The organism is Paenibacillus sp. NPDC057934 (assembly GCF_042887565.1).
In the GTDB taxonomy this organism is placed as follows: domain Bacteria; phylum Bacillota; class Bacilli; order Paenibacillales; family Paenibacillaceae; genus Paenibacillus_AQ.
This window is the reverse complement of sequence record NZ_JBHVPB010000001.1, coordinates 616,208-642,140: the sequence shown is the minus strand read 5'-3', so window position 1 is coordinate 642,140 and position 25,933 is coordinate 616,208. Positions and strand designations below refer to the sequence as shown.

The window sequence follows — 25,933 nt, the reverse complement described above, 5'->3', positions numbered from 1 at the left end:
GTCACGTTCCCCTTTCTGCCTAGACCGCCTCGTTACGATCAAATACTTTGTTGATAACCACCGTTGCAATGAGCGAAATGATTACCAGAACTACCGCTACAGCGCAAGCATAACCATAGTTGCTTTCCAAGAAAGCGTAACGGTATACCATGAAGGTCATCGTATAATTGCTCGTTCCCGGTCCACCGTTGGTCATGATTAGCATTTGCGTAAAGGCGCTAATCCCGCCGGTGATAGCGATCGTAAAGCAGAACTTGTACGTTTCTTTCATAAGCGGTAGGGTCACTTTCCAGTGTGCCTTCCATTTGCTGCAGCCATCGATCGTTGCAGCCTCCATGTATTGTTCAGGAATAGACTTGACGCCTGCATACAGGAGTGCGAATTGATAGCCCATGAACTGCCATGCGTTGACGAACGCAATCGCGATAATCGATTTAGTCGGTGAAGTTAACCAATGCTGCTGATAAGAGATACCCAGCATCTGAAGCATGCGATTGATAAGCCCGTTGGTCGGATCATAGATAGCGATCCAGAGCTGGCAAACAACCGTCACGGACAGTACAACCGGAATAAAGTAAGCCGTCTTCAGCAGCTTGCGTCCCTTAACCTTAACGTCTGCACAGACCAGAGCCAGAATTGTACCCAAGCCGATCTGAAACACAACAAGCACTAAAGCAAAAACTCCGCCGTTCTTCAGCGATGTCTTGAGCAGCGGGTCCGTGAATAAATCGCGGAAATTCCCTAGCCCATTGAAGGTAGCTTCGCTGAGTCCGTCCCAGTTGTAAAAGCTCCGGTATACGGTTTGAAGCACCGGATAGATGATAATTATGGTGTAGATTAGCATGGCGGGCAGAAGGAAGAATAGAATCGCTTTTTTATTGCCCAAATAAGTTCGCATGGCCCTCCACAGCTCCTTTCCAAAATTAAATATGCTCTGGTTTAGAACCCCGGAAACCCCAAGCCTGAAGTTTGAAGTCCAGGGTTCTTAAGCTTTTCTCTATAGTCTTCTCTATTTGCTCAAAGCGCGGTTCATATTCTTGATAAAATCATCTACGGTAAAGCCATCTACTAACAGGTTTTGCGTATTATCATCTATCGCCGTACTGATGCTCATTTTGCTGACAGCTACTGCGTAGCCTTTAGCGTTTGGCAGCACTTCTGTAGTGAGACGCTTCATCATTGCCGGAATGTCTGTAGCCGTAACAGGCTTATCAATCTTCGGTGCAACAATCGGGTTGCCTAGTACCGTGAATTTGTACTCAGCCGATTTTTTGGCGATGAAGGCCGCTACTTTAACAGCAACGTCTACATTTTTGCTCTTGGAGGATACAGCATATCCTTGTGGTCCACCGGAACCGTTCATTTGGAATTTCATGTTCTCATAGGTTTGCTCGTCTTTGGCAGGCCAGTACATGAAGTCTACATTGTCACCCATTTTTTCTTGTGCGCTGTAAATTTCCCATTGACCATTAATAAGCATAGCCGACTTCCCGGTATAGAACATTGAGGATGCTTGGTCATAGTTCGTATTGGTTGCATTGACATCAAGCAATCCGGCTTGTTGCAGCTTCTTCACTTGCTCAGCGGCAGTAACTGCACTTTGCGGAGTTTCCTTAGGATCACCTTTTTCAAATACGCCTGTTCCGATACCATCCTCACGAGTTAAGAAGGCATTGTAGAAAGCCGTAGTAATCCATTTTTCTTTAGCAAAGATAGAGAGTGGTACATAACCCTTAGCCTTTAATTTCTGAGCTGCTTCGGCGAGTTCGTCAATCGTTTTGATAGGAACCGTAATGCCCGCATCTTGGAACATTTTCTTGTTGTAATACAGAAGCTCGAACTCTACGCCTGTGTCCGGAAATGCATAGACGTGACCATCCGGAGCAACCATGCGGGATTCGACACCAGGATTAAGATTGGCCTTGTATTCTTTGGTCGTATCATAATCATCGAGTACCTGTACATTTTGGGATTTGGAGAACGTTTGCAATGTATTCCAATCGGTATAGAAAATATCAGGCAGATTTCCTGTCGCCGCATAAGTCTTCAGCTTCTGGTATCCGTCTTGAACCGCCGGATCAAGCTCAATCTCCACATTCGGCATTTCCTTCTTCAGTTCTTCTACCGCGTAATCAAACGGCTTGGAGGTATCATCATCAAAATGTTGTGCGTACACTTTCAGTTTCACTTTGTCATTCGCTCCGGCTGTGTTGCCTCCTGAAGCGCCTGTGTCCGTCGGCTTGTTTGAAGAAGATCCGCCGCCACAAGCGGTTAGGGATGCAACCAGTGTCAGTGCTAGTACTCCAGCCCACGTTTTATTCCATGTGCTCTTCATCTTTATTTCCCCCTGTAGCTTAATTTAGTTAGCGCTTTCTTGTTTGCGCTTTCATTATAGAATGACCTGTGCCTCTTGCAGAATGAGCAAAACGGGCCGGATAAGTAAAAAACGGGACAACAAGTAGAAACAGCTTTGCCGTCCTCAAAGGGCCAGCATCTGTTTCAGCGAGAAATATAAGGATAACTTATAGCGTAGAGCATATAAATTCTTATATTTAAGCAAAAAAGCCGGGTCCGCCCGGCTCTCTTTTACCTCAGTTGTTCAAACTCTGTCGGTGTCATACCAAAGTTCTTTTTGAAGCTTTTGCTAAAATAATTCGGATCACTATAGCCTACTTCGTATGCAATCGTCGACAGCTTTATGTTGCCCTTCTGGATCAGTTCCTTAGCCCTCTTCATCCGAATGTGGGTGATATGATCCAGCACCGAATAACCGGATTCCTTACGGAACACGCGCCGCAAATAACTGGGGTCCACGAATAAGATGGCGGCAACAGCCTCGACGGATAACTCTTCTTCGGTGTAATGCTGTTCAATATATGCCTTGGCGTCCGTGTAAAGCTTATAGGACTTGGTCTGTCTTGTGCTTTCCGTCAAGCGAATCAGCCGTTCGAAGAAGCTCAGCAGCCACTCCTCGATCTCGTCCCAGGTCACACACCCGCGCAGGTTCTTGTCAGCAGACGACCCAGTCAGATTCTCCAGCAGATGCTCTGAAGCTACTCCCCGCTCTCCGGCAAAGGACAGCCCGATCGAGACCAGTCCCATAAGCATGGTGTAGACGTATTCGCTGTTCAAATCATGGGACCGTAGCGATTGAATGGCGCGCTTCACCTCACTTAATGTGTCCTGGTCACTAAGCCGCAGCGAGATTAGGATACTCTCCTGAATCGCAGCCGCGGGATATTGCTTGTTCGTCGCATCAGAACTCAGCGGAGCAGCCTGCGCTTCTTCAGACGATTCTTGGAGCTTCGGCAGCTTGGGTTGAATCCGTTCCAGCATGGCGGCCAGCTCCTCCCGGTTAAACGGTTTCAACAAATAATCATGAACACCCAGCCGAACGGCTTGTTGGACATACTCAAATTCATTGTGGCCCGTTACGAAAACAATCGTCATCTCCGAGAAGCGTATCTTTAATTGCTCTGCAAGCTCAAAGCCGTTCATGAACGGCATATTGATATCAATCAAGGCCAGATGAGGGCGATGAATCTCTGCTTCCTCCAGTGCTTCTTTGCCATTGCGGGCTTCACAGCATACCAAGTAGCCATAGTCTTCCCAATCCATTTTCATCCGTAAATAATCTCGAAACAAGGGTTCATCGTCCACGATCATGATCCGGTACATCCGCTTTCCCTCCTGTTTGTCCGCCTGGAACGGTAATATCCACCCTTGTTCCTTTTCCCTCTTCACTGAAGATAGTTAAACCGTATTTTGTTCCAAAATACAATTTGATTCGCTCCTGAACACTATAAACCCCGATGGATTTAACCACCTTCTCCTCCTCTTGGAAGCAGCAGGCCTCCTTCAACTGCTCCTCACTCATTCCCACTCCGTCGTCCTCCACGCGGATGATGATCTTCTCCTTCTCTTTCACAGCAGAGATCACAATGAGTCCACGCTCCCCCTTGGTCTTCAGGCCATGATAGATAGCGTTCTCCACCAACGGCTGGAGTGATAACTTCGGAATCGGCGTGCTACGCAATTCTTGCGGGATACGAATCTCATACTGGAACACATCGGGGTATCTCATCTGCATGATGGACAAATAGTCAGTGGTCATCTTGATTTCCTGATCCAGAATAATGAGCTCACGGCCCTTGCTGAGCACTACCCGATAAAAATCCGCCAAGGCCTTCGTCGTATCCCGCGCCTCCTCACTCCGGTCCATATCATTCAGAATATAGATCGTATCCAGCGTGTTGTATAAAAAGTGCGGCTTCACCTGCGAAGTAATCAGTGCCAGCTCATACTCTCGTTTCCGCTTCTGTTCCTTCTCCTTATTCCGCAGCAGCTCTTGAATCTGCTTAATCATGGAGTTAAATACACGCGAAATCAAACCGATTTCGTCATTAGTGTGAACGGGTGCTTCTACATACAGGTTACCGTCCATGACCCGGCGCATTCTTTTCGTCAAATCCTGCAGTGGATTCAGGACTACCTTGGAGAGAAAATGGGCCCCCAGCAGAGACAACAGAAGACAGGTGAAGCCGATCAGAATTGTGAGCTTTGTGTTTTTGCCAACATCCTTCGTCAGAACATCCAGATCCGCTACATTAAGCAGCTTCCATTGCATCCCCGGATAATCTGTGACCGTAATTAGTCTCTTACCATCTGTATTACGGGTAGCCGTCTCTGTTAAATCTGATGTTGATTGGAGCAGTGCAAGCTCTGTTGGATTCGTAATCGGGGTCAGTACCTGCTCCTTGTCCGGGCTGGCCACGATGATCCGGCGCTCATCCACGAGAAAATAGTTCTTCTGATTAATCTTGTTCCCGCTTACAAGAGAGGCTGACAGAGTAGGCTCTTTAATCATTAGGAACAACGTGCCATAGCGTTCCCCAGTGTTGATGTTAATGACTACCTTCCCAAGTGTTAGGACCGGTACATCAGGATTTGGTGTCATGTAATTCCTTTTCTGCATAGGAAACCAGTAAGCTGAGCCATAGTTGCCCTGTTTCAGTAGTTCCTCAGGAACGCCACTACGAATGGCTTCGCTTTCATCATTTCGTGATGGATAGGACGTATAAATTTTACCGTTACTGTCGATGAAAACGGCTGCATCCGTTTCCGCGAACAATGACAGATCAATCGCCAAGCGGCTCTGTATCGTCAACCGGAATTGATTCTCCTCTACAGCTGTTCGTTCAATGGGAAAGTTATCGTATAACCGGTTCACATCCGTGACCAGCATATTGGAGCAAATCTCCATATTTTTCGTAATGGAATCCAGCTTGTTGATAATCAGACTCGATTGATCAATGACATCATTAACGCTACGGTTGATGAGAGAACGGCTAAAAATCTCACTGGATACGACTCCCAAAATGCTAAGCGACACGACAATTAAAGGTATAAAGACAGTCAGCAGCTTGCTCTTGAACGTCATTCCACTGAACCATTTCCAAATTATCCGCTTAATCTTCATCTCTCCCTCTCCCTTGCTGACATTCCGCATTGCTTATTATAACGGATCGTGTCTATAAAGTATTAAATCATTTGCCTGTCAAGAGGGCTTCTGCTATAGTAGGCAGCGATCATGTAACAGGGAGAGACGGACACATGGAACTACGACAACTGGAATATTTTAAAGCCATCTGCGATGAGCTACATTTCACACGTGCGGCAGACAAATTGGGTGTTACCCAGCCTACACTTAGTCATCAGATCAAAGCGCTGGAGGAGGAGCTTGGCATACCACTTTTTGACCGGATTGGTAAGAAAATCGCCATCACAGCGGCTGGATCTATACTCTATACCCATGCGTGCACCATCTTCAATGTAATGCATAGCGCCAAGGAACAATTACAAGAATTGCAGGATGGCGAACGCGGCACCATTACGATCGGCTCACTTCCAGGCGAATTGAATCATCTTGTGTCACTGCTGCTGGTGGAGTTCAATCGCCGCTTCCCAAAGATCAAGATCAGAATCGTAGCCGCTGAAAATGTCATAGACCCCATCCTGCAAAATGAGATGGATATCGCAGTGACCATCCTTCCTGTCGAGGATGACCGGCTAGAGCAGATTCCGCTGTATGAGGAACAATTTTATTTGACCGTACCCGCTGGACATCCCTTAGCCGACTCGCCTTCTATTCAGTTTGCTGAGGTACAGACGATGCCGATCATCATGTTCCCTAAGGAGCACCGGTGCCGCCAGTTAGTAGACGCCTCCTGTAGCACCTCCGGCTTCTCGCTGGAACCATTCATCGAGACGAATACCATAGACTCTATTTTTAGCCTCATCAAATCCGGGGCGGGCGTCAGTGTGTTATCCAAATCGTTGATCCATCTCTACAATGATGGTAGTATTCGCGCCATCCCTATCATTCATCCCGTGCTGAATCGGCAGGTAGCGATTATTCATACCCGCGGGAAGTTCCTGAGTCAACCGGTCAAGACGTATCTCTCGATGCTGCAGGAATTTGTTTTGGAAAAGGGCATTAGGGATTTCTCCATACAGTCTGCAAACCAGTAACTATTAGAGTGCCCGGCACGCGTTATACGCGTCCGGGCACTTTTGTTGTTGGGGGGCCAACGTTAAGATCATAAGTAACAATAGCTTGATGTAATAGAATGTAGTAACAAATAACGTCGATTAAAGAGTAATATTGTTTTTAACCGCTCCCAAAGTGTAAATAGCAGCATTTTTGTACCTTAATTCAGCTGCAGCTAAAGAAAAAAGTTAAATAAGTGCATTTTTGTATGTTAAATCCTCCAGAATATGCGCTGTGGCTTATTTCTCCAAAAATAAGGTACAATAATGCTCCTATATTCTATTTTTCTCATCTAACGGGGAAAATAAGATACAAAAATGCATCTAATTGGGAATAGGGAGCTATTTTCATCGTTAGGAAGCCTGGAATATGTAATGATACAACCGAATGCCTCAGGCTTCGTCGGTGACGCCGAGGCTTGGAATTGAATCTGCGGTTTGGGTTTTAATTTCACTGAATATGGAACTATTATTTTATGAGCAGTTACTTAGCTACTAAACTCAAATGGTGAAATAATATCTCAGATGAATGTGACTTAACAGGGGTGCCTCCCCCAGCCATATTACCGGCTGAGGAGACCCCTGTTGTTTTATTCCTGCCAAGGCGAATGCAGTACACAATCGCAGAAGTTCGTCGGCTTAAAGCCGGGTAACAGCAGACCGCATACATCGGCCTTGATATTACCAAAGGTCGTCTCCGGCTTATGCTTGAACCCCTCCAAGAAAGCCGGCAGAATCCGGTTTTTGAAGTTGTTACGTGGATAGGCTGTCGTTACCTGATTTCGCACTTCTTCAGTCAGGACCTCAAAATTCTCGCCCATCACATCATAACCAACTCCGGAATAGATCAAGGCTACTTCCGGCTCCTTATACTGAGCCACTCCAATGGTGGTATGCAGCGCAATCGCATCCCAGACGAGCCGACTGGATTCATCGGAAACCCCATTCTGCTGAAGGTAGCTGCGAGCGGCATTCGCACCGTCCACCTCAAAACGCTTGTCCGGACTGCTATACTGCTTGGTCAACCCCAAATCATGAAACAAAGCGCTGATATAGAGCAACTCAGGATCGTATTTCATGTTCGCTTGCTTGCCTTGCAAGGCGCCGAACAAGTATACGCGGTGCGAGTGATTCCAGAGCAACTCATCGCCATATTCACGCAGGAGTTCTGCGGCGCCGAGCGCCAGCTTGCTATCGGGGATTTTAATATCTGCAATATTTGTGTACATAATTTAATTCCTCCTAGTAGTAATGAATGATTGGCTACGAGTTCATTGTATTTGCTCACGAATAATTCATCAATGTTATTGATTCTATGATTTCCATAGATATCATTCATGATATAACTAAAATAAAGAAAGAACCCCTAACATCGCGACTTAGTCGCCACATTATGAGTTCCTTTTTTTAATCATGCCCTTTTAGTCTTCCTCTTTTCTATTCCTGTCCTACTCCTGCACCTGCTTCAAATTCCGCACCGTATGAATCGCAACGCGAATCAACAGTACCGCGCTGATCAAAACACCGGTATATCCGAAAATCTCTACTATTCCAATCTCTTTCGCCTCAGCATCTCTCCCCAAGCTCAGCAGACCAACGGAAATCCCTCCGATCGCTGTCCCCACAAAAGCAAGCAGTGCTTGCGAGATCCATTTGGTCACGAATGCCGTATTGGCTTTATCCGAGAAAAATCCGACCTTGAAGGAAATATCACCTTTCTCCAGCATCGACCCCAGTTGATCAATCCGCCGAGGCAATCGGCGTATGACGGGCAGCAGCTCCAGCAATTCATTCGTTACCGTCTCTTTCAAATCTGTGGAATCACTGACCGGAAGAAATTCAACGGATTGTTCTCTGGCAAAGCGTCGTGCTTCCTCCATCAGGTTAAAGGCAGGATTTAATTGCATCATGGTGCCTTCTAGTGTAATCAATGAGCGGAAAGCCCCTGCCACATTGGGATAGAATGTAAAGCCAAACTTCCCAATCATGCTAAAAAGTCCTTGGATAAAAGCATCTGAGCTTCCAGCGACATTATAAGCCGTCTGAACCAGCAGCTGGCTAAGCGCTTGCTCTAAGCCTGACTGATCAATATTTTGCTTTGGCTCGACAAGCTGCAATAGTGCATCCATGATAATATAAGCGCTCTGCTGCTCGAATCCAATTATCAATCGTTTCAGCGCATCCAGCTGCAGCGTTCCCAGCCGTCCAACGGAACCGAAATCCAGCAAAGCTGGGGTTCCATCATTCAGAATATAGACATTGCCAGGATGAGGGTCGGCATGAAAAATCCCTTTAACAAAAATTTGTTCCAGCATAGAGTCGAAAATCCGCCGTTGGACCTCCACCCGATCGATGCCGCGTTCATCCAGAATGGCGGTACCACTCTTAACGCTGACACCCTCCATATATTCCATGACGAGGATCTTGGCGTTGCTGAACTCACGATAGACGTATGGAATCTTCACCTTGGACGGGCTATTTGTCAGCGAAGCTGTGACTTGGGCAAAATTGCGGGCCTCAATGCGAAAATCCGTCTCTTCCTTCATCGCTACAGCGAATCCCTTCGCCAAATCAAGAAAGCCGATATTTCGGGCCCAAGCAGATTTCTTAGAAATCCAGGCCGCAAAGCGCACTAAAATATCAAGGTCGCGATCCAGCTTGGCAACAATGTCGGGACGAAGGAGTTTGACAACCACGTTCTGACCATTCTCGCGGAGTGTCGCACGATGAACCTGCCCGATCGAAGCCGCAGCGAGCGGCTCTATCTCAAACTGTTGGAAGATTTCCTCTTGCGGCTGATTTAACTCTTTAGCTAATATCTCCTCTACCTGTGCTGTCGTCAGACGAGCGACGTTTTCTTGCAGATGCGACAGCTCCTCAATGATTGCCGAGGGTAGAAGATCCGAGCGCGTTGATAATACCTGGCCGAATTTTATAAAAAATCCACCGCAGTTCTCCAGCGTTTTGCGAAGGGATACGGCAAGTTTTTGATCGTTAGCCGGTGAGTGCCTGATCGCCAGGTTTTTGCCTACACCATACCGAAGTGCGATCATCAACACTTGAATGTATCTGCGTTGTCTGCGCCACCAGGCAGATAGCCTTCGAAACGGATTTTTCGTGTCAGCAAGCCGTTCACCCCGTTCCCCGAGCGGGATCGGATCGAAAATTTCGAACAAGAGATAGAACAGCAGCGAGACAATAACCATGCTGAGCAGCCACAGCCATCCGTCAGTACCAAATTGATCGAGGCTGCGTCCGCGCAAATAACCGTACCAATATACTGAAGACGTCACGATCACGCTGAACAGCGAAGCCATTACCTGCTTCATAAAGCTGATGTTCGTGCCAATCAACCGTCCGATAATAAAGGACATAATAACCGCTAATAAAATATACTGCGAATACATTGATTCACTCCTCTGAGAAAAGGCTCGTCCTTGTATTATACAATATTTTGGAACGAACATTGATCCAAGCAGACAGAAGCTTTCTAGAAAACCCTCTCTCACAATTCCCCTATTAGCAGTTCAGCCATACCCATAAACAAAAATAAAACCCCGCTACTTGAACAGGGCTTGCAAGTTATTTTCCACCGGTAAAAGGGCTGATCTCATTCGTAAGATCTCTCCCTTCCTTCTTCTCTTCAGCGGATATACGTTTTCCAACAGCAGCAAAAGACCAGGCTAACGGACCACCAAATGCAATGATAACACCTATCACTAAAAGAACACTCATGATTATCATCACCGTCCTCTTCAAAATCATAACATTTATTTCCTTATTGGCGAAGAGGTTACAGACTAATCTTCATCCCGCTTCTCGTGCTTCACCTTACCCAATTCTTTAACCGTAGCAAGAGTAGCCCCTTCCGGTACTGAAATCAAATGACTCTTTGAGATTCCGATCAGCTGTGAGGTATAAATGCCCGTATGACCAGAGAAGAGGTAGCTCACGACACAGGCGATAAACATATAGATGGCTCCGCCAGATCCAAACAACTCAATCCCCATCAGGATGCAAGCAATCGGTGTATTCGTCGCACCGCAGAACACTGCGATAAAGCCGAGCGAAGCCAGAAAAGGAGCGTACATATGCAGCAGCCCCGCCAAAGTATGACCCAGTGTTGCGCCAATAGCGAATAGCGGCGTCACCTCTCCCCCTTGGAACCCGGTACCCAGAGTTAACGAGGTGAAGATCAGTTTCCAGAGAAATGCGAACGGAGAGACCTCACCCTGAAAAGAATCCGCAATTAGCGGGAGGCCGAGCCCCAGATACTCCCTGGTCCCGACGAGGTACACCAAGGCAATAATAATGAACCCGCCCAGTGCACTTTTTACCATTGGATTCTTAATCAACATTGTAAAATGCTTTTTCAAAAAATGGGTCAGCTGACTGAAAAGCATACCGACCAGCCCGAAGATGACAGATGCCAGCAGCACCTTTAACACAACCAGGAAACCCAGTGTAGGAAACTCGCTGACGGCATAATGAATATGATGCACCTTCCACACCTTCGTGGCGACCAGATCGCCAACGAAGCTGGCTGCAAAACAAGGTAGCAGTGCCTGGTGGCTGATCAATCCAAGCGCAATGACTTCAAGCCCAAATAACGTTCCGGCGAGCGGTGTGCCAAAAATAGAACCAAAACCTCCGCTGATCCCACACATAAGCAGGATTTTACGATCCAACGGGCTGATTCGAATCCATCTGCCGAAGCTGTCGGCCAGACTGCCTCCCATCTGCACCGCAGTACCTTCTCGCCCGGCAGAGCCGCCGAACAGATGCGTGACGAGCGTTCCGAATAGCACAAGTGGTGCCATACGCAGTGGAATCGGCGCTCCTCCGCCTTGGATGTTTTCCAGGATCAGATTATTGCCCTTGGCACTGTCCTTCCCATATCGAAAATATAAATAGCTGACCAGCGCACCACCCAGCGGCAGCAGAAACAGCAGCCATGAATGCTCCATGCGTAGCGTCGTAACATAATCCAGACTTTTCAGAAACAGCGCTGAGGCTGTTCCGGTTAAAATACCGATGCAACCCCCTAGAATGATCCATTTTACAACTGTGGTCCAGATGGCCAAGTGGCTTCTCTTTCCCGCATAAGCCCTCCATCGTTCTCGCCAATCGTTCATCGTGTCCATACTCCCATGCCCCAGATTTATCCGATAACAAAACAGACTCCTACCAGCCAAAACCTCACTGGTAGGAGTCATTAGTCTGCAAGAGACGGTTAATGGCGAACTCCATCGCCCGATTCATCTACACCCATATTAATTAAGAATATCCTGGAAGTCAAACGATAAATGTGTATTGTAATCTCAGCATTAGTGAGGCTCACTAACCATCTGTCTATCATAAGCCGCTTCCAATGCATCCAGCACTTCTGAGACGATGACTTGGGAGGATTCCTTGCGGGAGAGGGTATGCATGGACAGTTCAACTTCTTCCTGACCGGTCTTAATCTGAATCTGGTGGAGATAATCGGCCAGTTGCTTCTCGTTATAAGCCGTATAGATAGCCTTTTGCCCAGACAGACTGCGGGCGTTGCCCTTCTCCTGCCCCGGTAGCGGACGGTAGACGATAACCGGCAAAGACTGGGAAAAGGCCTCTGTCAGCGTGATGGCTCCTGCCTTGGTCAAGAGCCCGGATGAGAGTGACATCAGCTCATGAATCTGATCGGTGTACCCCTGAATATGCACCCGATCATTCCACTGATGTCGGCGTTCCAGATTCAGGCGTAGCTTATGGTTATTTCCGCACAATACGATCACGTCAAACTCGGATTGTTCCAATATCGTTCGGATAATCCGCTGGACATTACCCAAGACACCGTAAGCTCCTGCAGAGAGAAGAATATAACGTCTGCTTGCGTTTAACCCGTGCTTGCGCAACAGCTCTACTCGATCCGGAATCGTCTGGAACGCCTCCCGAATCGGGATGCCGCTGACTGTGATCGCCTGTGGAGGTACTCCTGATGCCAAAAGGGCTTCTTTTACACTATCCGAAGGTGCAAAGTATTTCCACGTCGACGGATGAATCCACCGCCCATGTAGGACATAATCTGTCAGCACGGTAAATATCGGCACTTGCATGCCGACTTTCTCACTAAGCTCGGAGGCGGCTAAATAAGGAAACGTATGAATAATAACATCTGGTTTCAGACGCTTCAGAACTTCTTCGACCTTACGCTTCCCCATGGAATGTAAAAAACGGCTGAGCGGCTGGCCCGGCTTCATTCGACTTGTCATATCGTACAGCATGCCGTACAGACCGGGAGCGTATGCCGTGCTTTTCAAATAAAAGGTACGAGAAACTGCATTCAGAAAAGGATGAACTTCCGCAAACAAATCAACAATATACACCTGCTCTACCCCACGCGCCAAAAAAGACTGCTGAAGCGCCTGCGCTGTCTTGGCATGACCGTCGCCAAAAGCGGAGGATACGATAAGGACAACCGGATTTATTTTCATAAGAAGTCTCCTTTTTGGTATAGGCTCCTCTCCACTGTAAACCTTAATCATAAACGGACTATAAATACCGTATGTAAAATGTCAGAATATTAACCATTCCTTAGGGAAGTCCCTGTATAGTAGGAGAAAAAGTGGAGAAGGAACTGATCTGATGAAACCAAAAGCTATCCATATCTTATATTGTGTTCTAATTATAGGATTCATCTTGGTAATGATGCCCAAATATTCGTATAATGATCCGGATACTTTTTGGCATATCGAAGTGGGGCGTTATATGATTGAGCACGGTCAGGTGCTGCATCACGCTATACATACATTTTACGGGGATAAACTGCCTTATGTACCGCATGAATTCGGATTCCAACTGCTCGTTGCGCCGCTATATCAAGCATTTGGCTGGCCAGGGATATACATATTAACTGCTGTGTGCCTACTGTTACTTATTCTGGGGATGCTCCGACTAGGACGGGTATCACGCAAGGAACTGGGCCTATCAGAGAACCATCCTCTGTTGTTACCCTTTGTACTGCTGATCAGTTGCTGGATTTATTATAATTACTTTAAGGGCAGGCCCCAAATGATCTCTGCGTTCATGATTGTGTGGTTTTTTGTTTACATGCGTGAATTTCAGATGGTTGCCAAAAAGAGATACGCAGCTGCGATGATCCTCCTCTCCTGTGCTATCGCCAACTTTCACGCGGGCGTGTGGCTGGTCATCGCTGTGTTCACGGGAATGACGTTCCTGGAAGCGCTGATTGCCAAAACATTGAACAGACGCCATATCATCGTTTATATACTTACCTGGCTTGCTGGTCTAGCCAACCCTGGTGGGCTAAAAAGCCTACTGTTCATCCTGGCTGTCACCCAGAAGAACTTCAATCTGCTAATTAACGAATGGCAGCCGCTTCAATTCAACAAGCTATTGAATCTTCCGATTCTGCTGCTCCTGCTGTTTTTTGCAGCTACATTGCCTTTCGCCTTGCAGCGTAAGCCTTTCCGGTTCTTTATGATGCTTGGGATTCTGTATTTGGGCGTGTCCAATTTCAAGCAAAATTTATTCATGTGGCTGTTCATCCCTTACTTTGCCGCAGTGTTCTTCGAAGCACTTCCGAAGGTATCCAGGCTGCGCAAGTTCGCATACGTGCCGGCACGAAAGACAATCCTGCTCTGCTTAACGCTTGGCCTGGCGATCAATACCGCCTACATTTTTCTGGTTCCGCCCGTGGTAGATGCAAAAAGCTATCCGGTCGATGAAATGACCTATATCCTTGACAAGACACCGGACGGTGTGCGCCCACGGGTATTCTCCCGCTACGGCTCATCCGGCTACGTGATGTTTCGCGGCGGGGATATCCTCTGTGATGGCAGACAGGACCCTTTTATCACTAAAGAATCTATAGGTGCGCTGGGCTGGACGGCCTTTGAACGCTCGATGTACGGATTCTCCGAATATTTGCCGGAGATCGTTAAAGCCGATCATCCCGATTATGTCATTGTCCATAGCGGCGTCTCCCGCAAACTTTACAAGGAGTGGGTTAAGGACTTCGGAGAACCCGTGTATAAGGGGAGATACGGGAGTGTGTTTTCTTTTTAGAGAAGTAATCAAATCATTAACCCCGCATAGCGCAGGAATCGATAGATGATATCCATTTGGTAATGCACCCGGTCAGCATGATTTAGACTCCAGCAGGTCTCTACGGTCACCGCCTTCGCTCCAAGTAACCGGGAGACCGCCATCCTTGAGGTGCCGGATCGGGAACGCAGACGAATGTTGAAACGCAGGGATTCTACCCCTACAGTTTCGTTGATGCCTTTAAGAACATGGCGGACGGCAGGCACTGCCGGATTCCCCGGGCTTACGACCAGACTTTGTCCCAGCACACGCTTGCTCCGCTGGGACAACCCATTGGCCTCGTGAAGATCCAGATACCAGGATGGGTGGTAACTGCGCATCAACCGGCATAAAGATGAAGCCAGTGGATGGCTCGCTGCTTCATTATTGTATCTGGGAAATCTGCGGTTCAAGTCAGGGACTCCACGAATCCGTTTGCGATAAGCTTGTTTATTCAGGATCGGCACAATAATTAGGGTTCCCCGCTGAATACTCCTACTTCCATGACGAAGTTGATTCACTATCCTCTGCGCTGCCTTCATGCTGGCCGTTTCATTTCCGTGTATCCCCGCGACAATCATAAAGACCGGTCCCTGCTGACTTCCTCTGATAACATGATAAGGTGTGTTATAGGCTGAACCCGGTGCTAAGCTATGTTTTTTCACGATCACCGTTTCCCACCTCCTGATGATTTCGCCCCGCTGTGATGCAGGGATAACAATATATTTTTATGCTTGTTTCTTTGCAGGGGGTTGGACGAAACAGCAAATAGACCCCACCGCCGCAGCTATGAAGTCCCCAAGTCGTCTTTCTATAAGTGTGTCAATAAGAAAAAGATGTGAAATTTCTCAGCGTACTCTAATAAACTCTCCACACCGGTTGGGACAAGCGAGATCCAAGGTTGCATGGTAAGTTATGGTTATTTTATCTATGCTATGGTGTTTCCAGGGCAATCAGCCCACACAAAACCATAGGAGGTAATGTATGAGTATCCATAACAAACAACGTATCCGCAAGCTTTGTGTCGGTGTCAGCTTAGGACTTGCCCTGATGACTTCAGGTGTTGCCGTCTTGGACGGCTCCAGTACAGCCTATGCCGCAACAAGTCAGACTTCTGTAGCAGATAATATCATTGCAACCGGCTTGAAATTCCAAGGGACTCCTTATAAATTTGGAGCTAAGGCAGGAAATACAAGTTCCTTCGACTGCTCGTCCTTCACTCAATACGTATTCAAGCAGAACGGTGTTACCCTTCCACGTACATCAACACAGCAATCTACCGCGGGCACTTATGTATCAAGAAGTCAGCTGCAACCGGGTGATCTCGTCTTCTTCTACTCCCCTATTCACCATGTAGCTATTTATATGGGTGACGGGAAGATACTGCATACTTACGGTAAAGGCGGTGTCACCGTCACGAATCTGAATTCTGGCTGGTGGGATTCACATTACACAACAGCCCGTCGTGTCCTGCCTTCAAGCGGACAATCTGTCTCCCATGCAGCGATGGATAACGGCGATAACAGCAGTAACAGCGATAAGAGCAACTACAGCGATAAGAGCGATAACAGCAATAAGAGCAACTACAGCGATAAGAGCAATAACAGCGATAAGAGCGATAAGAGCAATAACAGCGACAGTGCGTCACAAGATCTACTTAAATATTTTAATTTTGGAGAATAGACAACCATAATACTAAAGCCACATCCGATAACTCTGGATGTGGCTTTGTCGCGGCTCGTTTATAGAGGATTTAACACCTGATATCTCCCGATTTTTTTGCCGGACACGGAGCTGATCTTACAGGTAGCCTGACACTTACAGTTGTTCCCTCGCCCTCCACGCTTTCAATCCAGATTAAGCCGTCATGCTCCTGCACAATAGATTTGGCAATCGGCAGACCGAGCCCGGTCCCGCCTGACTTGCGGTGACGTGAATTATCCACGCGATAGAACCGCTCGAAGACATGCTTGATCTCGTCCTGCGGAATTCCGATTCCTTGATCCGTCACGGCAACCGTAACTTCTCCATCTTCTTCGGAAATAGAAATATCCACCACTTGAGAACTGTATTTCTGTGCATTGTCCACCAGGATAATCAGCAACTGCTCAATCTTATTGCGATCTGCCTCAATATACATCACTTCGGGAATGGCATGAAGCTGAATTGTACGCTCGTTAATCAAATGGAAGCGGGCAATCACTTGCTGGCAGACCTCCACCATATTTACTGGCTCCAGATTCAACTTTGTGCTTTGCTGCGAAGAGGCCAGCATAAGTAGCTGCCGGGTCATCTTGCGCATGCGCTTAGTTTCCTCATAGATCGATTGAATCGCCTCTTCCTGCACCGCCTGATCCTCGTTCCCCCATCGCTTCAGCATATTGGCATAGCCCTCAATAATCGTCAACATCGTGTTCAGCTCATGAGAGGCATCGGATACAAATTGCTGCTGCTTCCAGAAGCTTTCTTCCAATCTTCCAATCATACGGTTGAAGGTCTCTGTCAGATCATACAGCTCATCACGGGCGGAGCCCTGTAGAGGAATAGTGTTAAAGGTCAAGCTCTCTTCATTCTTCCGCATCGTCTGGATGCTTTTGGTGATGGGCTTCAAAATGGTCCGAGACACCAGTTTGCCCGCTACCAAACATAACAGGATAGCAATCAACGACGATATGCTTAGGATGGTTAAAAGATTTTGAATGCTTGCCTTCAGACCATCCAGCTTCGCAGCGATCTCATAACCGCTGATCACTTTATTCTGAACTATGACCGGAATATGTACGACCATCACTAGCTCTTCATTCCGCTCCAGTAGCAGCCACTTCCGGTGCCTAGTATACTTGAAGGAAATACCGCTCAAATTCATATCCTTGCCATGTGTAATTTCATAGACTTTATTGTTAAGGAAATCAGATATGCGGATATAGGTGCTCTGAGTCAGAGAACTTCGGAGCATCAGCTCCTGTTCTGCTTCTGGAAGAGTGGCCGCCTCGTTCACAATCGGCTCCCATTTGCTCAAGAGCAGTTCATTTGCGTTGCGGGTAGCATTGGTAATGTATAAACAGTACACAGTGATATCGACAAACAGGAGAATACCAATGAGGACAAGGGAAGTGAGCAGGTTAATCCTAGTACCGAGCTTCAATCGTCTTCCTCCCGAATACTGTATCCTATACCGCGGCTGGTCTTAATCAGCTTCTTCCTGTGACCCTTGTCGATCTTTTGCCGCAAGTACCGGATATACACATCCACTACATTCGTATCTCCCACGAACTCAAAATCCCAGACATCCTTGATGATCTGCTCTCTGCTCAAGACGTGATTCTTGTGTTCAATCATATACACCAGCAGGTCGAACTCCTTGGGCGTCAGTTCGATTCGCTGCTCTCCTCTAGTGACGTCCCTGGTCTGCTTATTGATAGTCAAATTATCTGCTTCGATAACAGGACTCTCTTCTCCCATGAGCTGAGAATTTCCGGCAGGCATACGAATATGTGCCCGGATTCTTGCCAGCAGTTCCTCAATCTCAAAAGGTTTCGTAATATAGTCATTGGCTCCCTGGTCCAATCCAGATACAATATCAGGCGTCGTATTTCGAGCGGTAACAAGAATAACCGGCGTAGTCTCATCCGCTTTGCGCAATCTTCGCAGGACTTCAACTCCATTCAGGCCCGGCATCATGATGTCCAGAATGATGATATCCCAGGACTGCCCGAGTGCCAGCTCCAGACCTTCTCTTCCATCATGGGCAATCTCAACCGAATAGCCTTCATGGGATAGCTCCAGCTGAAGCAGCCTGGATATCCGTTCCTCGTCATCAATCACCAGGACTGATTTACTCATGACAATACCTCCTACTTAAATAACATTGCGGGCACAAACGGGCAAAAAAATGGACAGGATTTTTCCCGAATGGGAATAGTATCCTGTCCTTGTGGCATTCTTATTCTTAAAGATTATTTGTATTCCGGCAGCCAATCTCCATGTGCTTCGATCAGATCATCACACATGCTGATGATATCATCCATCGACAGCTCGGCTGAGGTATGCGGGTCCAGCATTGCTGCATGATAGATATGTTCCTTCTTGCGTGTGATGGCTGCTTCAATCGTCAGCAATTGGGTATTGATATTGGTACGGTTCAGTGCCGCGCATTGTGGCGGAAGATCGCCTACAAATGTTGGTGTAATGCCGCTGGCATCAACCAGACATGACACCTCAACACAGGCTTCTCTAGGCAAGTTGGTAATTAAGCCAGTATTCATGACGTTGCCGCCGATTTTGAACGGCACATTCGTCTCAATAGCCTCCATGATGTAAGATGCATATTCAGCGGAGCGTTCATGCTGAAGGCCTGGGTTATTGACCAAATCTTCACGCATATTCTTCCAGTTTCCAATCTGCTCTACGCAACGGCGCGGATACTCATCCAGTGGAATCTGGAAGCGCTCAATCAGTTCAGGATAGTTACGCTTGATAAAATACGGATGGTACTCTGCGTTGTGCTCAGAAGATTCGGTGATATAGTAACCGAATTTCAGCATCATCTCATAACGAACCATGTCATGGTGGGGCTCCTTCTGCTTCTCTGCCGCCCGGCGTTTAATTTCCGGGTACAGGTCTTCCCCATCCTTGGTCACTTCCAGTAACCAAGCCATATGGTTGATACCGGCAATCTTGCCCTGAACACCCTTATGATCCATGCCAAGATCCCTGAGCAAATCCTGAACGCAATGCTGTACGCTGTGACACAGACCAACCGTCTTCACACCACCGTACGTGCTCATGACATTAGTGAGCACTGCCATCGGGTTCGTATAGTTCATGAACAGGGCATCCGGACAGACTTCCCGGATATCTGCGGCGAAATCCAGCATGACAGGAATGGTGCGGAGGTTGCGGAAAATCCCGCCGATACCGACTGTATCTGCAATAGTCTGACGAAGACCATACTTCTTCGGAATTTCGAAATCAGTAATTGTACAAGGATCGAAACCGCCGACCTGAATCGCATTGATTACATATTTAGCGCCGCGCAGTGCTTCTTTGCGGTCACTGTAGGCTTTGACTACACAAGTCGATCCATGGGAAGATTTAATATTATTCAGCATGTTCTCCGAATCGGCAAGACGAATCGGATCAATATCAAACAAAGCCAGCTCAAAACCTTGCAGGGCGGGTGTTCTCATGCAATCACCCAATACGTTCTTGGCAAACACGGTGCTGCCTGCACCGATAAATGTAATTTTGGACATGTGAAATCCTCCTTCGAATGTATACACTGAAGACTGCATTCATTATTTATTCTGTTGCATCACAAGGAGTAATTCACCTTAAAATGCAGTAAAATCAGGCATTCAGCGTCGCTCTTTTCTATATTCACTATAAATTAGCACGCTTCGATTGAGTATGGAGAAATACAAGAGACATATGGATTTTTGTTGCATGAATCATAATTTGTTATAATGGTCTCTGGTTCTATTTCCAAATATCCAGGAGGCGGCTTTACGTTATGATTCCAGAACATTCATTTTATACATCTGGGTTTAACCTGATACCGGACGAACCAGATTTGACCGTATTGTTCAGTGGCGAAGCTTCACCGGTTCCCGGTCATAAGGTCGGTCCGTCTGTCCACGATTATTATCTGATCCATACGGTCTTTGATGGAGAAGGTACCTTTCAGAGCGCAAGCGGAAAGGTTCATCCCTGCAGTTCAGGAGACACTTTCATTATCTTTCCAGGTACTTTGTTCTGCTATCAGGCCGACACGCTCAAACCATGGTCTTACGCATGGGTCGGCCTTAGGGGCGATGCTGTCCCGTCACTGCTCAGCAGAGTCGGGATTACCAAAGAGCAGCCAGTCATTCACTCCGAACATTTGCCGGAATTAAGTTATCTGTACGAGAAGACCCGACTTTCCTTTCAACAATCGCCGTATCCGCAATTGGAAAGTCTGGAGGCTTCCGGCTGGCTGCGTCTGCTCCTTCATCAGTTTGGTTATGACAACCGCAGTACACTGTCTGTTCCGTCTCAAGCGATGCCCAGCATCATCGACCGGCAGATCGATCAGGCCATACGCTGGATTACCTTTGAGTACCATCAGCAGGTCAACATTGATCATATGGCCTCCTCCCTCGGCTATCACCGGGCTCACCTGTCCAAAGCCTTCAAGGTCAGGACCGGGATGTCGCCTAAGCAATATTTGATGAAAGTACGTATGAACAAAGCCGAAGAACTGCTTCGCGGTCATCTGACCATTGATCAAGTAGCTTCTTCTGTCGGTTTTAATGATGCATTGTATTTCTCCAAGCAGTTTCGCAAATGGAGCGGGATGTCGCCAAGTGAATACCGTGCGGAAAAGCGCAATGAGGGAGGCTAGGAAGAACAGAAGGAAAATTTTCAGTAGCTTTCTGAAAAAAAGAAGAATAAAATTAAAGATAATTTTTAAAATACTGCTTAGGAGAGATTGACATGAAAAAAATATTTTTGGTACTTGTAACAGCACTGCTTGTGATTACGGTGGTTGGCTGTTCCTCGGCGACAAAAAAACAATACGTAGGCAGCCCCGACTGGACTTCCAGATTTATCATATGGGACGGAAAGCTGTATTCCTTTGATCTGAAGACAACTGCAGAGATTGAGAAAGAACTCGGAACAGTGGAGGAGCTCTCTAATCAAAAGTCTCACAAATTCACCTCGGACACCTTTTCCAATCACTTTGAAGTAGGAACGAAGGTGTACAAAGTCAGAAATGTTGAGACCGATGTTGCCATTGCTGCAGAATTGGATGGCTTTTACTATGAAGGGAAATATGCCGGAGATTATGTCAAAAAGTAACTAAACGGGCAGCCATATATGAAAAGGGGAACCTGACAATAATGGATCAGAGTGATACTATTCTTAACTATTTGCGTGAGCAGCCGCTCAGGAACATCACCCTGCTTAAAATGGTGACGTACTTCAGCCAGGCGATGAACTGCCACTACGTAGAGGGTCCGGAGGGACGGGGAGTCCTGCTGTTGTTGCCTGCTGAAGCCTATGCTTACGATCATCGAACTTACCCGGAAGCTGAGCTTATTGTGTTTATAGAATACAGCAGCCCCACAGTGTTCCCCCATCTTCTTGCCTTGGTGCCAAAAGACGCCAAGCTTGTGTTCAAGCTTCAGGACGAGACTTACCATGCAGCATTATCCAAGCATTTTTCATTGACTAAAGCCCGGGGATATATCACGTACACTCTTCCTGCCAACTTGCATTTGATTCCTGCACAGGAAGCTGTGCGGGTAGAACTGCTGGATAACCGCCTCCTGCCGTTATGGGAGGGAAATCACTACAGCCTGGAGGAAATACAAGAGTATTTCCGGAGCGGAGCGTTCTCTGTATCTATTTTTGAGGGAGAGACGCCGCTCAGCACTTGTCTAGCCTTCCGTAATGAAGATCAAGTGTGGGAGATCGGTGCGGTCTACACAGTGGAATCCGCGAGAGGTAAGGGATTAGCACAGAAGGTCGTGCAAACCGCACTCTTCTATCTTCACCGGGACGGACGAATCCCGCGATATCATGTGCTTGAAACCAACCATACCTCTATCCGCCTTGCCGAGTCGCTCGGACTAGTGCCCTGCGTCACCTTGGTACACTGGACGAACTAATCCCGGTATTATTCCTTCCGGCTACTTGTACAAAACTAAGTCATATCTAAACAGGAGCAGCCCTATACAGGGACTGCTCCTGTTTTCTCTACATTGATCTCAGCCAACGTTTCCCCAGTACCCCTTATCAGGAACGCCTCCACTGCTTCAGGACTTCAAGTAAACCCGGGAGATCGAGACCATCCAGCGAAAAGGCTTTACGCAACAGATCATGCGGGATAAACTCATCGTATTTCCCAAGGTACGGAGCTTCGTCCAGGGCTAACAGCCCGAGCGGGTCTGATATAGCGGCGCTCTCCGCGAGGATTTCTGCTTCCAAGGCTTCGGCATCCGTCTTTCCGGCAACTACCATGTAGTAAGGCTCCATCGGCACTATGGACCGAAGGTTAAGCGGACCTTTAAGGTTATTCTTCAGCAGTCGTTCAAGGGTACGGAACTGCCGGCTACCGGCCCATGGCAGGATGAACATCGAATCCCCGCCAGCCGGGAGCACCGAACGCTCCAGCAGGCCACTCTCCTTGGCCAAACGACGTGCTCGTTCAAGTCTGGCTGCCGCACTAGGCGCCAAATACGGGTACAACGCCGTATCACCCAACACTTCCCTGATCTTAGTCATGATCCGGGTATGCACATCGCCACCAGCACCCAGCCAGAGCGTGTCCACCTTGCCACGTGAGGTTTTGACATACACCGCCTTGTGACGGTTGTCTACCTCCTCTACCTTCCATAGCTTGCCAGCGAGCGTGAAGCAGTACCCTGGCGGCGGCACCGTTGTAATAGAGCCGATCTCTTCCGTTCCGTTATACACGACATGCTCTTCATCATCCTTGAATACAGCATAGAAGCGGAAGTTGTTGACGATCTTCTCACCCGCAAGCCCGATCAAGAGACTGCCTTCTTCCATCTTCTCAATCTGGCCCATACCAAGCATATATTCTATAAAAGCATCATAATCCTCGGGTACAATCTCACTGAAGGACGGCAGGCTAAGCACCGCTTCTTTTAGATCCTCCGGTTCAGCCTCGCCCATACTCTTTAGAATGCTCATCGTCTGGTGGTATAACAGCCCTACCGGCAGCTTCCGCACCACCAGCGGCTCTACCCATTTCTCGCGTACGTACAGCTCGATTACCGCAATAGCCCGCAGCAGGCTCCAAGGCATGCGGGCGGGAAGCTGCGCCTCTTCGTCCTCTTCCTCCGGCGTGACGAAAATCATCTCGGAGGCGGCGTCGCCTCTCCGGCCAGACCGCCCCAGCCGCTGCACAAAGCTCGCACAGCTGTAGGGCGCGCCGAGCTGGATCACCCGCTCCAGCTCACCCAGATCAATACCAAGCTCCAGGGTCAACGTTGCGGCGGCCACCGCCGGTCCAGGACCCTGTCTGAGCGCTGCTTCGGTCTCTTCCCGAAGCAGCGCTGAGATACTCCCATGGTGAACGTGAAAGACATCCCGTTCCCCCCGCTTCGCGGCGATCCGCCGCATCTCCAGAATCGCCGATTCAGCATCGGTACGGCTGTTGGTGAAGATCAGCGCTTTCTTCAGGTGGGTGTAGTCGTAGATGTAATCAAAATACGACTGCCGCGCCAGCTCAAGCTGCTCGGCCCCTTTCTCGTCCCTGGCGTCCGGGAACGAGAAATGCTCGACGCTTAGGCGGAGCTTCCGCCCGCCCTGCGGCGCCGAGATCTCGACGGGCTGGCGGGTACCCGCCGCCAGCCATCTCGTCACGGAGTCGTAGTCGCTGAGCGTCGCCGACAGTCCGATCCTCCGCGGCGAACAGCCTGCCATGCGCGAGATTCGCGCCAGCTGGCTAAGGACCTGGATGCCGCGATCGCCGCCCATGAACGCATGCACTTCATCAATTACGATAAAGCGCAGATCATTGAACAGGGCCGGTATGGCATTAGGGCGGTTCATCAACAGCCCTTCCAGCGATTCGGGGGTAATCTGGAGTACACCGGACGGCTTCTGCATCAGCTTCGTCTTCTCAGCCTGAGGAACATCTCCATGCCAATGCCACACCGGGATTCCGCCCTCACGCAGCAGGTCGTTCAAGCGAGTAAACTGATCGTTGATCAACGCTTTGAGCGGCGCGATATATAAAATTCCTACAGAATCAGAGGGACGCTCGTACAACTCGGTCAGTGCCGGGAAGAAAGCCGCCTCTGTTTTGCCCGATGCCGTACCCGAAGCAATCAGCAGATGATTCGGCGTTTCAAACAGCACCCGGCATGCGTCTACCTGAGCCTCGCGCAGGGTTTCCCAACGATTGTTATATATAAATTCCTTAATAAATGGGGCCAGCCGATAAAAAGGGTTCTCACTCATAGCTCAAACTCCGCCAATAACGAATCCATCTCGCTTTGCTCGGTCCCGTCACCCTTGGACTTCGTTTCCCCCACTAGCTTCTCAAAGGACAGCTCCGGGTGCTGGTGCAGCGAATGCAGCAGATCCATGAAGTCACGTACGATCTCCCGTGGTGTCAGTAGCTCTTCCGCACCTAGTCTGCCGACGGCTTCCTCCATGAAATGCACAAGCTGTTCCCGGCTAAGCGTCGATTCATACCCGTAATGCAGGGCATGAATATCGCGCAGCCGCTCCAGTAGAACAAGGATTTCTTCCGGTGAAAGCATCTCCAGACCGATGATCGGACCGGTAAAGGTATTCAGCCCGGTTGCGGCGTACCGCCCTGCCACAAGCCGGGAACGCAGAGCCTCATAGCTGAACAAGCCCCGCCGTCCGTCCTCGACGAATTGTGGAGTCCCGCCAAGGAAAATCCCCAAATGCTCTGCCTTCCCTTGCATCGTATCATTGAACATCGTGAGCAACTTCTCATAATTGCTCTGCCGTGAAATACTATTCGTAATCTTGTACAAGTTGACACCCTCGTCAATAAACAGCAGTAGCCCCTTGTACCCGATAGCCGCTGTAAATTCCGCCCACAACTTCATGTAATCGTACCAGTTGTCATCGTCAATGATGACACCAACACCGAGGGCTTTTCGCGCTTCGGTCTTTGTGGCAAATTCGCCGCGCAGCCAGCGGAGCGCATCCTGCTTCAGATCATCATCGGCCAGCTTATGTCCGTTCCAGTAGGAGGCCAGTATCTTGGCAAAGTCAAAGCCGTGGACCAGTCCCCTCATCTCGGCAGCCACCGCATAGATTTGCTTCTCCACGGCTTCGCCAAGACCGGCATGCTCCGGGCCGTAGCCCTGTTCCCGCATCACAGTCTGCTGAAGCGAGAGAATCCACTTCTGCAGCACAATCTCCAGCGCCCCGCCATCCGGCCGGGTACGGGTCGATAAATGACTCATTAGCTCACGGTAGGTAGCCAGACCCTGTCCTTTCGTTCCGACCAGACGCCGTTCCGGGGAGAGATCAGCATCTGCTACGACAAAATCCCGATCCATCGCGTAATTACGGATCATTTGCAGTAAAAAGCTTTTGCCGCTACCAAACTTGCCCGTGATCAGCTTGAAAGACGCTCCGCCCTCGGCAATATTGTCCATATCACGCAAAATCGCTTCGATCTCCGGCCTGCGGCCAACAGCGATATGCTCCAACCCGATCCTTGGCACGACACCAGCAGTCAGAGAGTTGACGAGTGCTGTCGTCATCCGTTTCGGTATTTTCAACTCATTCATCCAGGAAT

Annotated in this window: 20 protein-coding genes, 1 pseudogene and 1 riboswitch; of the genes and pseudogenes, 6 read left to right on the top strand and 15 right to left on the bottom strand. The window is 48.4% G+C overall.

The features are described from left to right. Positions 1-19: 19 nt before the first annotated feature. From ACFVRY_RS03115 to ACFVRY_RS03100, 4 genes are all read right to left on the bottom strand, one after another. The gene (locus ACFVRY_RS03115) at positions 20-898 is read right to left on the bottom strand and encodes a carbohydrate ABC transporter permease (RefSeq protein WP_387497177.1); all 879 of its coding nucleotides are present in this window, start codon (positions 896-898) and stop codon (positions 20-22) included. Positions 899-1,009: 111 nt separating this feature from the next. Further along, entirely contained in the window at positions 1,010-2,335 is a 1,326-nt protein-coding gene (locus ACFVRY_RS03110) for an ABC transporter substrate-binding protein (protein ID WP_387497174.1), read from the bottom strand. Positions 2,336-2,586: 251 nt separating this feature from the next. Beyond that, the gene (locus tag ACFVRY_RS03105; RefSeq protein WP_387497171.1) at positions 2,587-3,678 is read right to left on the bottom strand and encodes a response regulator transcription factor; all 1,092 of its coding nucleotides are present in this window, start codon (positions 3,676-3,678) and stop codon (positions 2,587-2,589) included. Continuing rightward, positions 3,650-5,479 (bottom strand): sensor histidine kinase, encoded by a 1,830-nt coding sequence (locus ACFVRY_RS03100; RefSeq protein ID WP_387497168.1) that lies wholly within the window; start codon positions 5,477-5,479, stop codon positions 3,650-3,652. The genes ACFVRY_RS03105 and ACFVRY_RS03100 overlap by 29 nt, the downstream gene beginning before the upstream one ends. A gap of 134 nt (positions 5,480-5,613) precedes the next feature. Between ACFVRY_RS03100 and ACFVRY_RS03095 the strand changes: the two genes are divergently transcribed. Then, positions 5,614-6,531, top strand: coding sequence for a LysR family transcriptional regulator (locus ACFVRY_RS03095; RefSeq protein WP_387497165.1), 918 nt, complete (start codon positions 5,614-5,616; stop codon positions 6,529-6,531). Positions 6,532-7,139: 608 nt separating this feature from the next. Here ACFVRY_RS03095 and ACFVRY_RS03090 read toward each other — a convergent pair. The 5 genes from ACFVRY_RS03090 to ACFVRY_RS03070 all read right to left on the bottom strand — a co-directional run bounded on the left by ACFVRY_RS03090 (position 7,140) and on the right by ACFVRY_RS03070 (position 13,022). Further along, positions 7,140-7,778, bottom strand: coding sequence for an HD domain-containing protein (locus ACFVRY_RS03090; RefSeq protein WP_387497161.1), 639 nt, complete (start codon positions 7,776-7,778; stop codon positions 7,140-7,142). A gap of 219 nt (positions 7,779-7,997) precedes the next feature. Continuing rightward, positions 7,998-9,956 carry an ABC1 kinase family protein gene (locus ACFVRY_RS03085; protein ID WP_387497158.1) on the bottom strand — a complete coding sequence of 653 codons (1,959 nt, stop codon included), beginning with the start codon at positions 9,954-9,956 and terminating at the stop codon, positions 7,998-8,000. A gap of 175 nt (positions 9,957-10,131) precedes the next feature. Further along, a complete protein-coding gene (locus ACFVRY_RS03080) occupies positions 10,132-10,284 on the bottom strand; it encodes a hypothetical protein (protein WP_387497155.1) in 153 nt (50 codons plus the stop codon). A gap of 65 nt (positions 10,285-10,349) precedes the next feature. Beyond that, positions 10,350-11,684: a voltage-gated chloride channel family protein gene (locus ACFVRY_RS03075; protein ID WP_387497152.1), complete on the bottom strand. Its 1,335-nt coding sequence runs from the start codon at positions 11,682-11,684 to the stop codon at positions 10,350-10,352. Positions 11,685-11,748: 64 nt separating this feature from the next. Further along, a riboswitch (Fluoride riboswitch) is annotated at positions 11,749-11,812 on the bottom strand. 64 nt (positions 11,813-11,876) lie between these two features. Continuing rightward, positions 11,877-13,022, bottom strand: a complete 1,146-nt coding sequence (locus tag ACFVRY_RS03070) for an MGDG synthase family glycosyltransferase (RefSeq protein WP_387497149.1) — start codon at positions 13,020-13,022, stop codon at positions 11,877-11,879. A gap of 211 nt (positions 13,023-13,233) precedes the next feature. On the opposite strand from ACFVRY_RS03070, the gene ACFVRY_RS03065 reads away from it, so the two are divergent. Next, complete coding sequence (locus tag ACFVRY_RS03065; protein WP_387497146.1) at positions 13,234-14,616, top strand: hypothetical protein; 1,383 nt, start codon at positions 13,234-13,236, stop codon at positions 14,614-14,616. An 8-nt stretch (positions 14,617-14,624) separates the two neighbouring features. Here ACFVRY_RS03065 and ACFVRY_RS03060 read toward each other — a convergent pair whose 3' ends face one another. Further along, positions 14,625-15,305 (bottom strand): succinylglutamate desuccinylase/aspartoacylase family protein, encoded by a 681-nt coding sequence (locus ACFVRY_RS03060; protein ID WP_387497143.1) that lies wholly within the window; start codon positions 15,303-15,305, stop codon positions 14,625-14,627. Positions 15,306-15,618: 313 nt separating this feature from the next. On the opposite strand from ACFVRY_RS03060, the pseudogene ACFVRY_RS03055 reads away from it, so the two are divergent. Continuing rightward, a pseudogene (locus ACFVRY_RS03055) lies at positions 15,619-16,107 on the top strand (C40 family peptidase); the annotation flags it as partial. Positions 16,108-16,387: 280 nt separating this feature from the next. On the opposite strand, the gene ACFVRY_RS03050 reads toward ACFVRY_RS03055, so the two are convergent. From ACFVRY_RS03050 to melA, 3 genes are all read right to left on the bottom strand, one after another. Beyond that, positions 16,388-17,779: a sensor histidine kinase gene (locus tag ACFVRY_RS03050; RefSeq protein WP_387497140.1), complete on the bottom strand. Its 1,392-nt coding sequence runs from the start codon at positions 17,777-17,779 to the stop codon at positions 16,388-16,390. Further along, entirely contained in the window at positions 17,776-18,477 is a 702-nt protein-coding gene (locus ACFVRY_RS03045) for a response regulator transcription factor (protein ID WP_387497137.1), read from the bottom strand. The genes ACFVRY_RS03050 and ACFVRY_RS03045 overlap by 4 nt, the downstream gene beginning before the upstream one ends. A gap of 113 nt (positions 18,478-18,590) precedes the next feature. Then, positions 18,591-19,889 carry an alpha-glucosidase/alpha-galactosidase gene (gene melA, locus ACFVRY_RS03040; RefSeq protein WP_387497134.1) on the bottom strand — a complete coding sequence of 433 codons (1,299 nt, stop codon included), beginning with the start codon at positions 19,887-19,889 and terminating at the stop codon, positions 18,591-18,593. Between the two features lie 257 nt (positions 19,890-20,146). On the opposite strand from melA, the gene ACFVRY_RS03035 reads away from it, so the two are divergent. From ACFVRY_RS03035 to ACFVRY_RS03025, 3 genes are all read left to right on the top strand, one after another. Beyond that, positions 20,147-21,016: a helix-turn-helix domain-containing protein gene (locus tag ACFVRY_RS03035; RefSeq protein ID WP_387497131.1), complete on the top strand. Its 870-nt coding sequence runs from the start codon at positions 20,147-20,149 to the stop codon at positions 21,014-21,016. A gap of 92 nt (positions 21,017-21,108) precedes the next feature. Further along, the gene (locus ACFVRY_RS03030) at positions 21,109-21,474 is read left to right on the top strand and encodes a hypothetical protein (RefSeq protein WP_387497130.1); all 366 of its coding nucleotides are present in this window, start codon (positions 21,109-21,111) and stop codon (positions 21,472-21,474) included. Between the two features lie 41 nt (positions 21,475-21,515). Next, the gene (locus tag ACFVRY_RS03025) at positions 21,516-22,286 is read left to right on the top strand and encodes a GNAT family N-acetyltransferase (protein WP_387497127.1); all 771 of its coding nucleotides are present in this window, start codon (positions 21,516-21,518) and stop codon (positions 22,284-22,286) included. 127 nt (positions 22,287-22,413) lie between these two features. Here the strand turns inward: ACFVRY_RS03025 and ACFVRY_RS03020 are convergent, their stop codons facing one another. Further along, positions 22,414-24,609, bottom strand: coding sequence for a DEAD/DEAH box helicase (locus ACFVRY_RS03020; RefSeq protein ID WP_387497124.1), 2,196 nt, complete (start codon positions 24,607-24,609; stop codon positions 22,414-22,416). Further along, complete coding sequence (locus ACFVRY_RS03015; protein ID WP_387497121.1) at positions 24,606-25,925, bottom strand: ATP-binding protein; 1,320 nt, start codon at positions 25,923-25,925, stop codon at positions 24,606-24,608. Before ACFVRY_RS03015 ends, ACFVRY_RS03020 begins: the two co-directional genes overlap by 4 nt. Positions 25,926-25,933 lie beyond the last annotated feature (8 nt).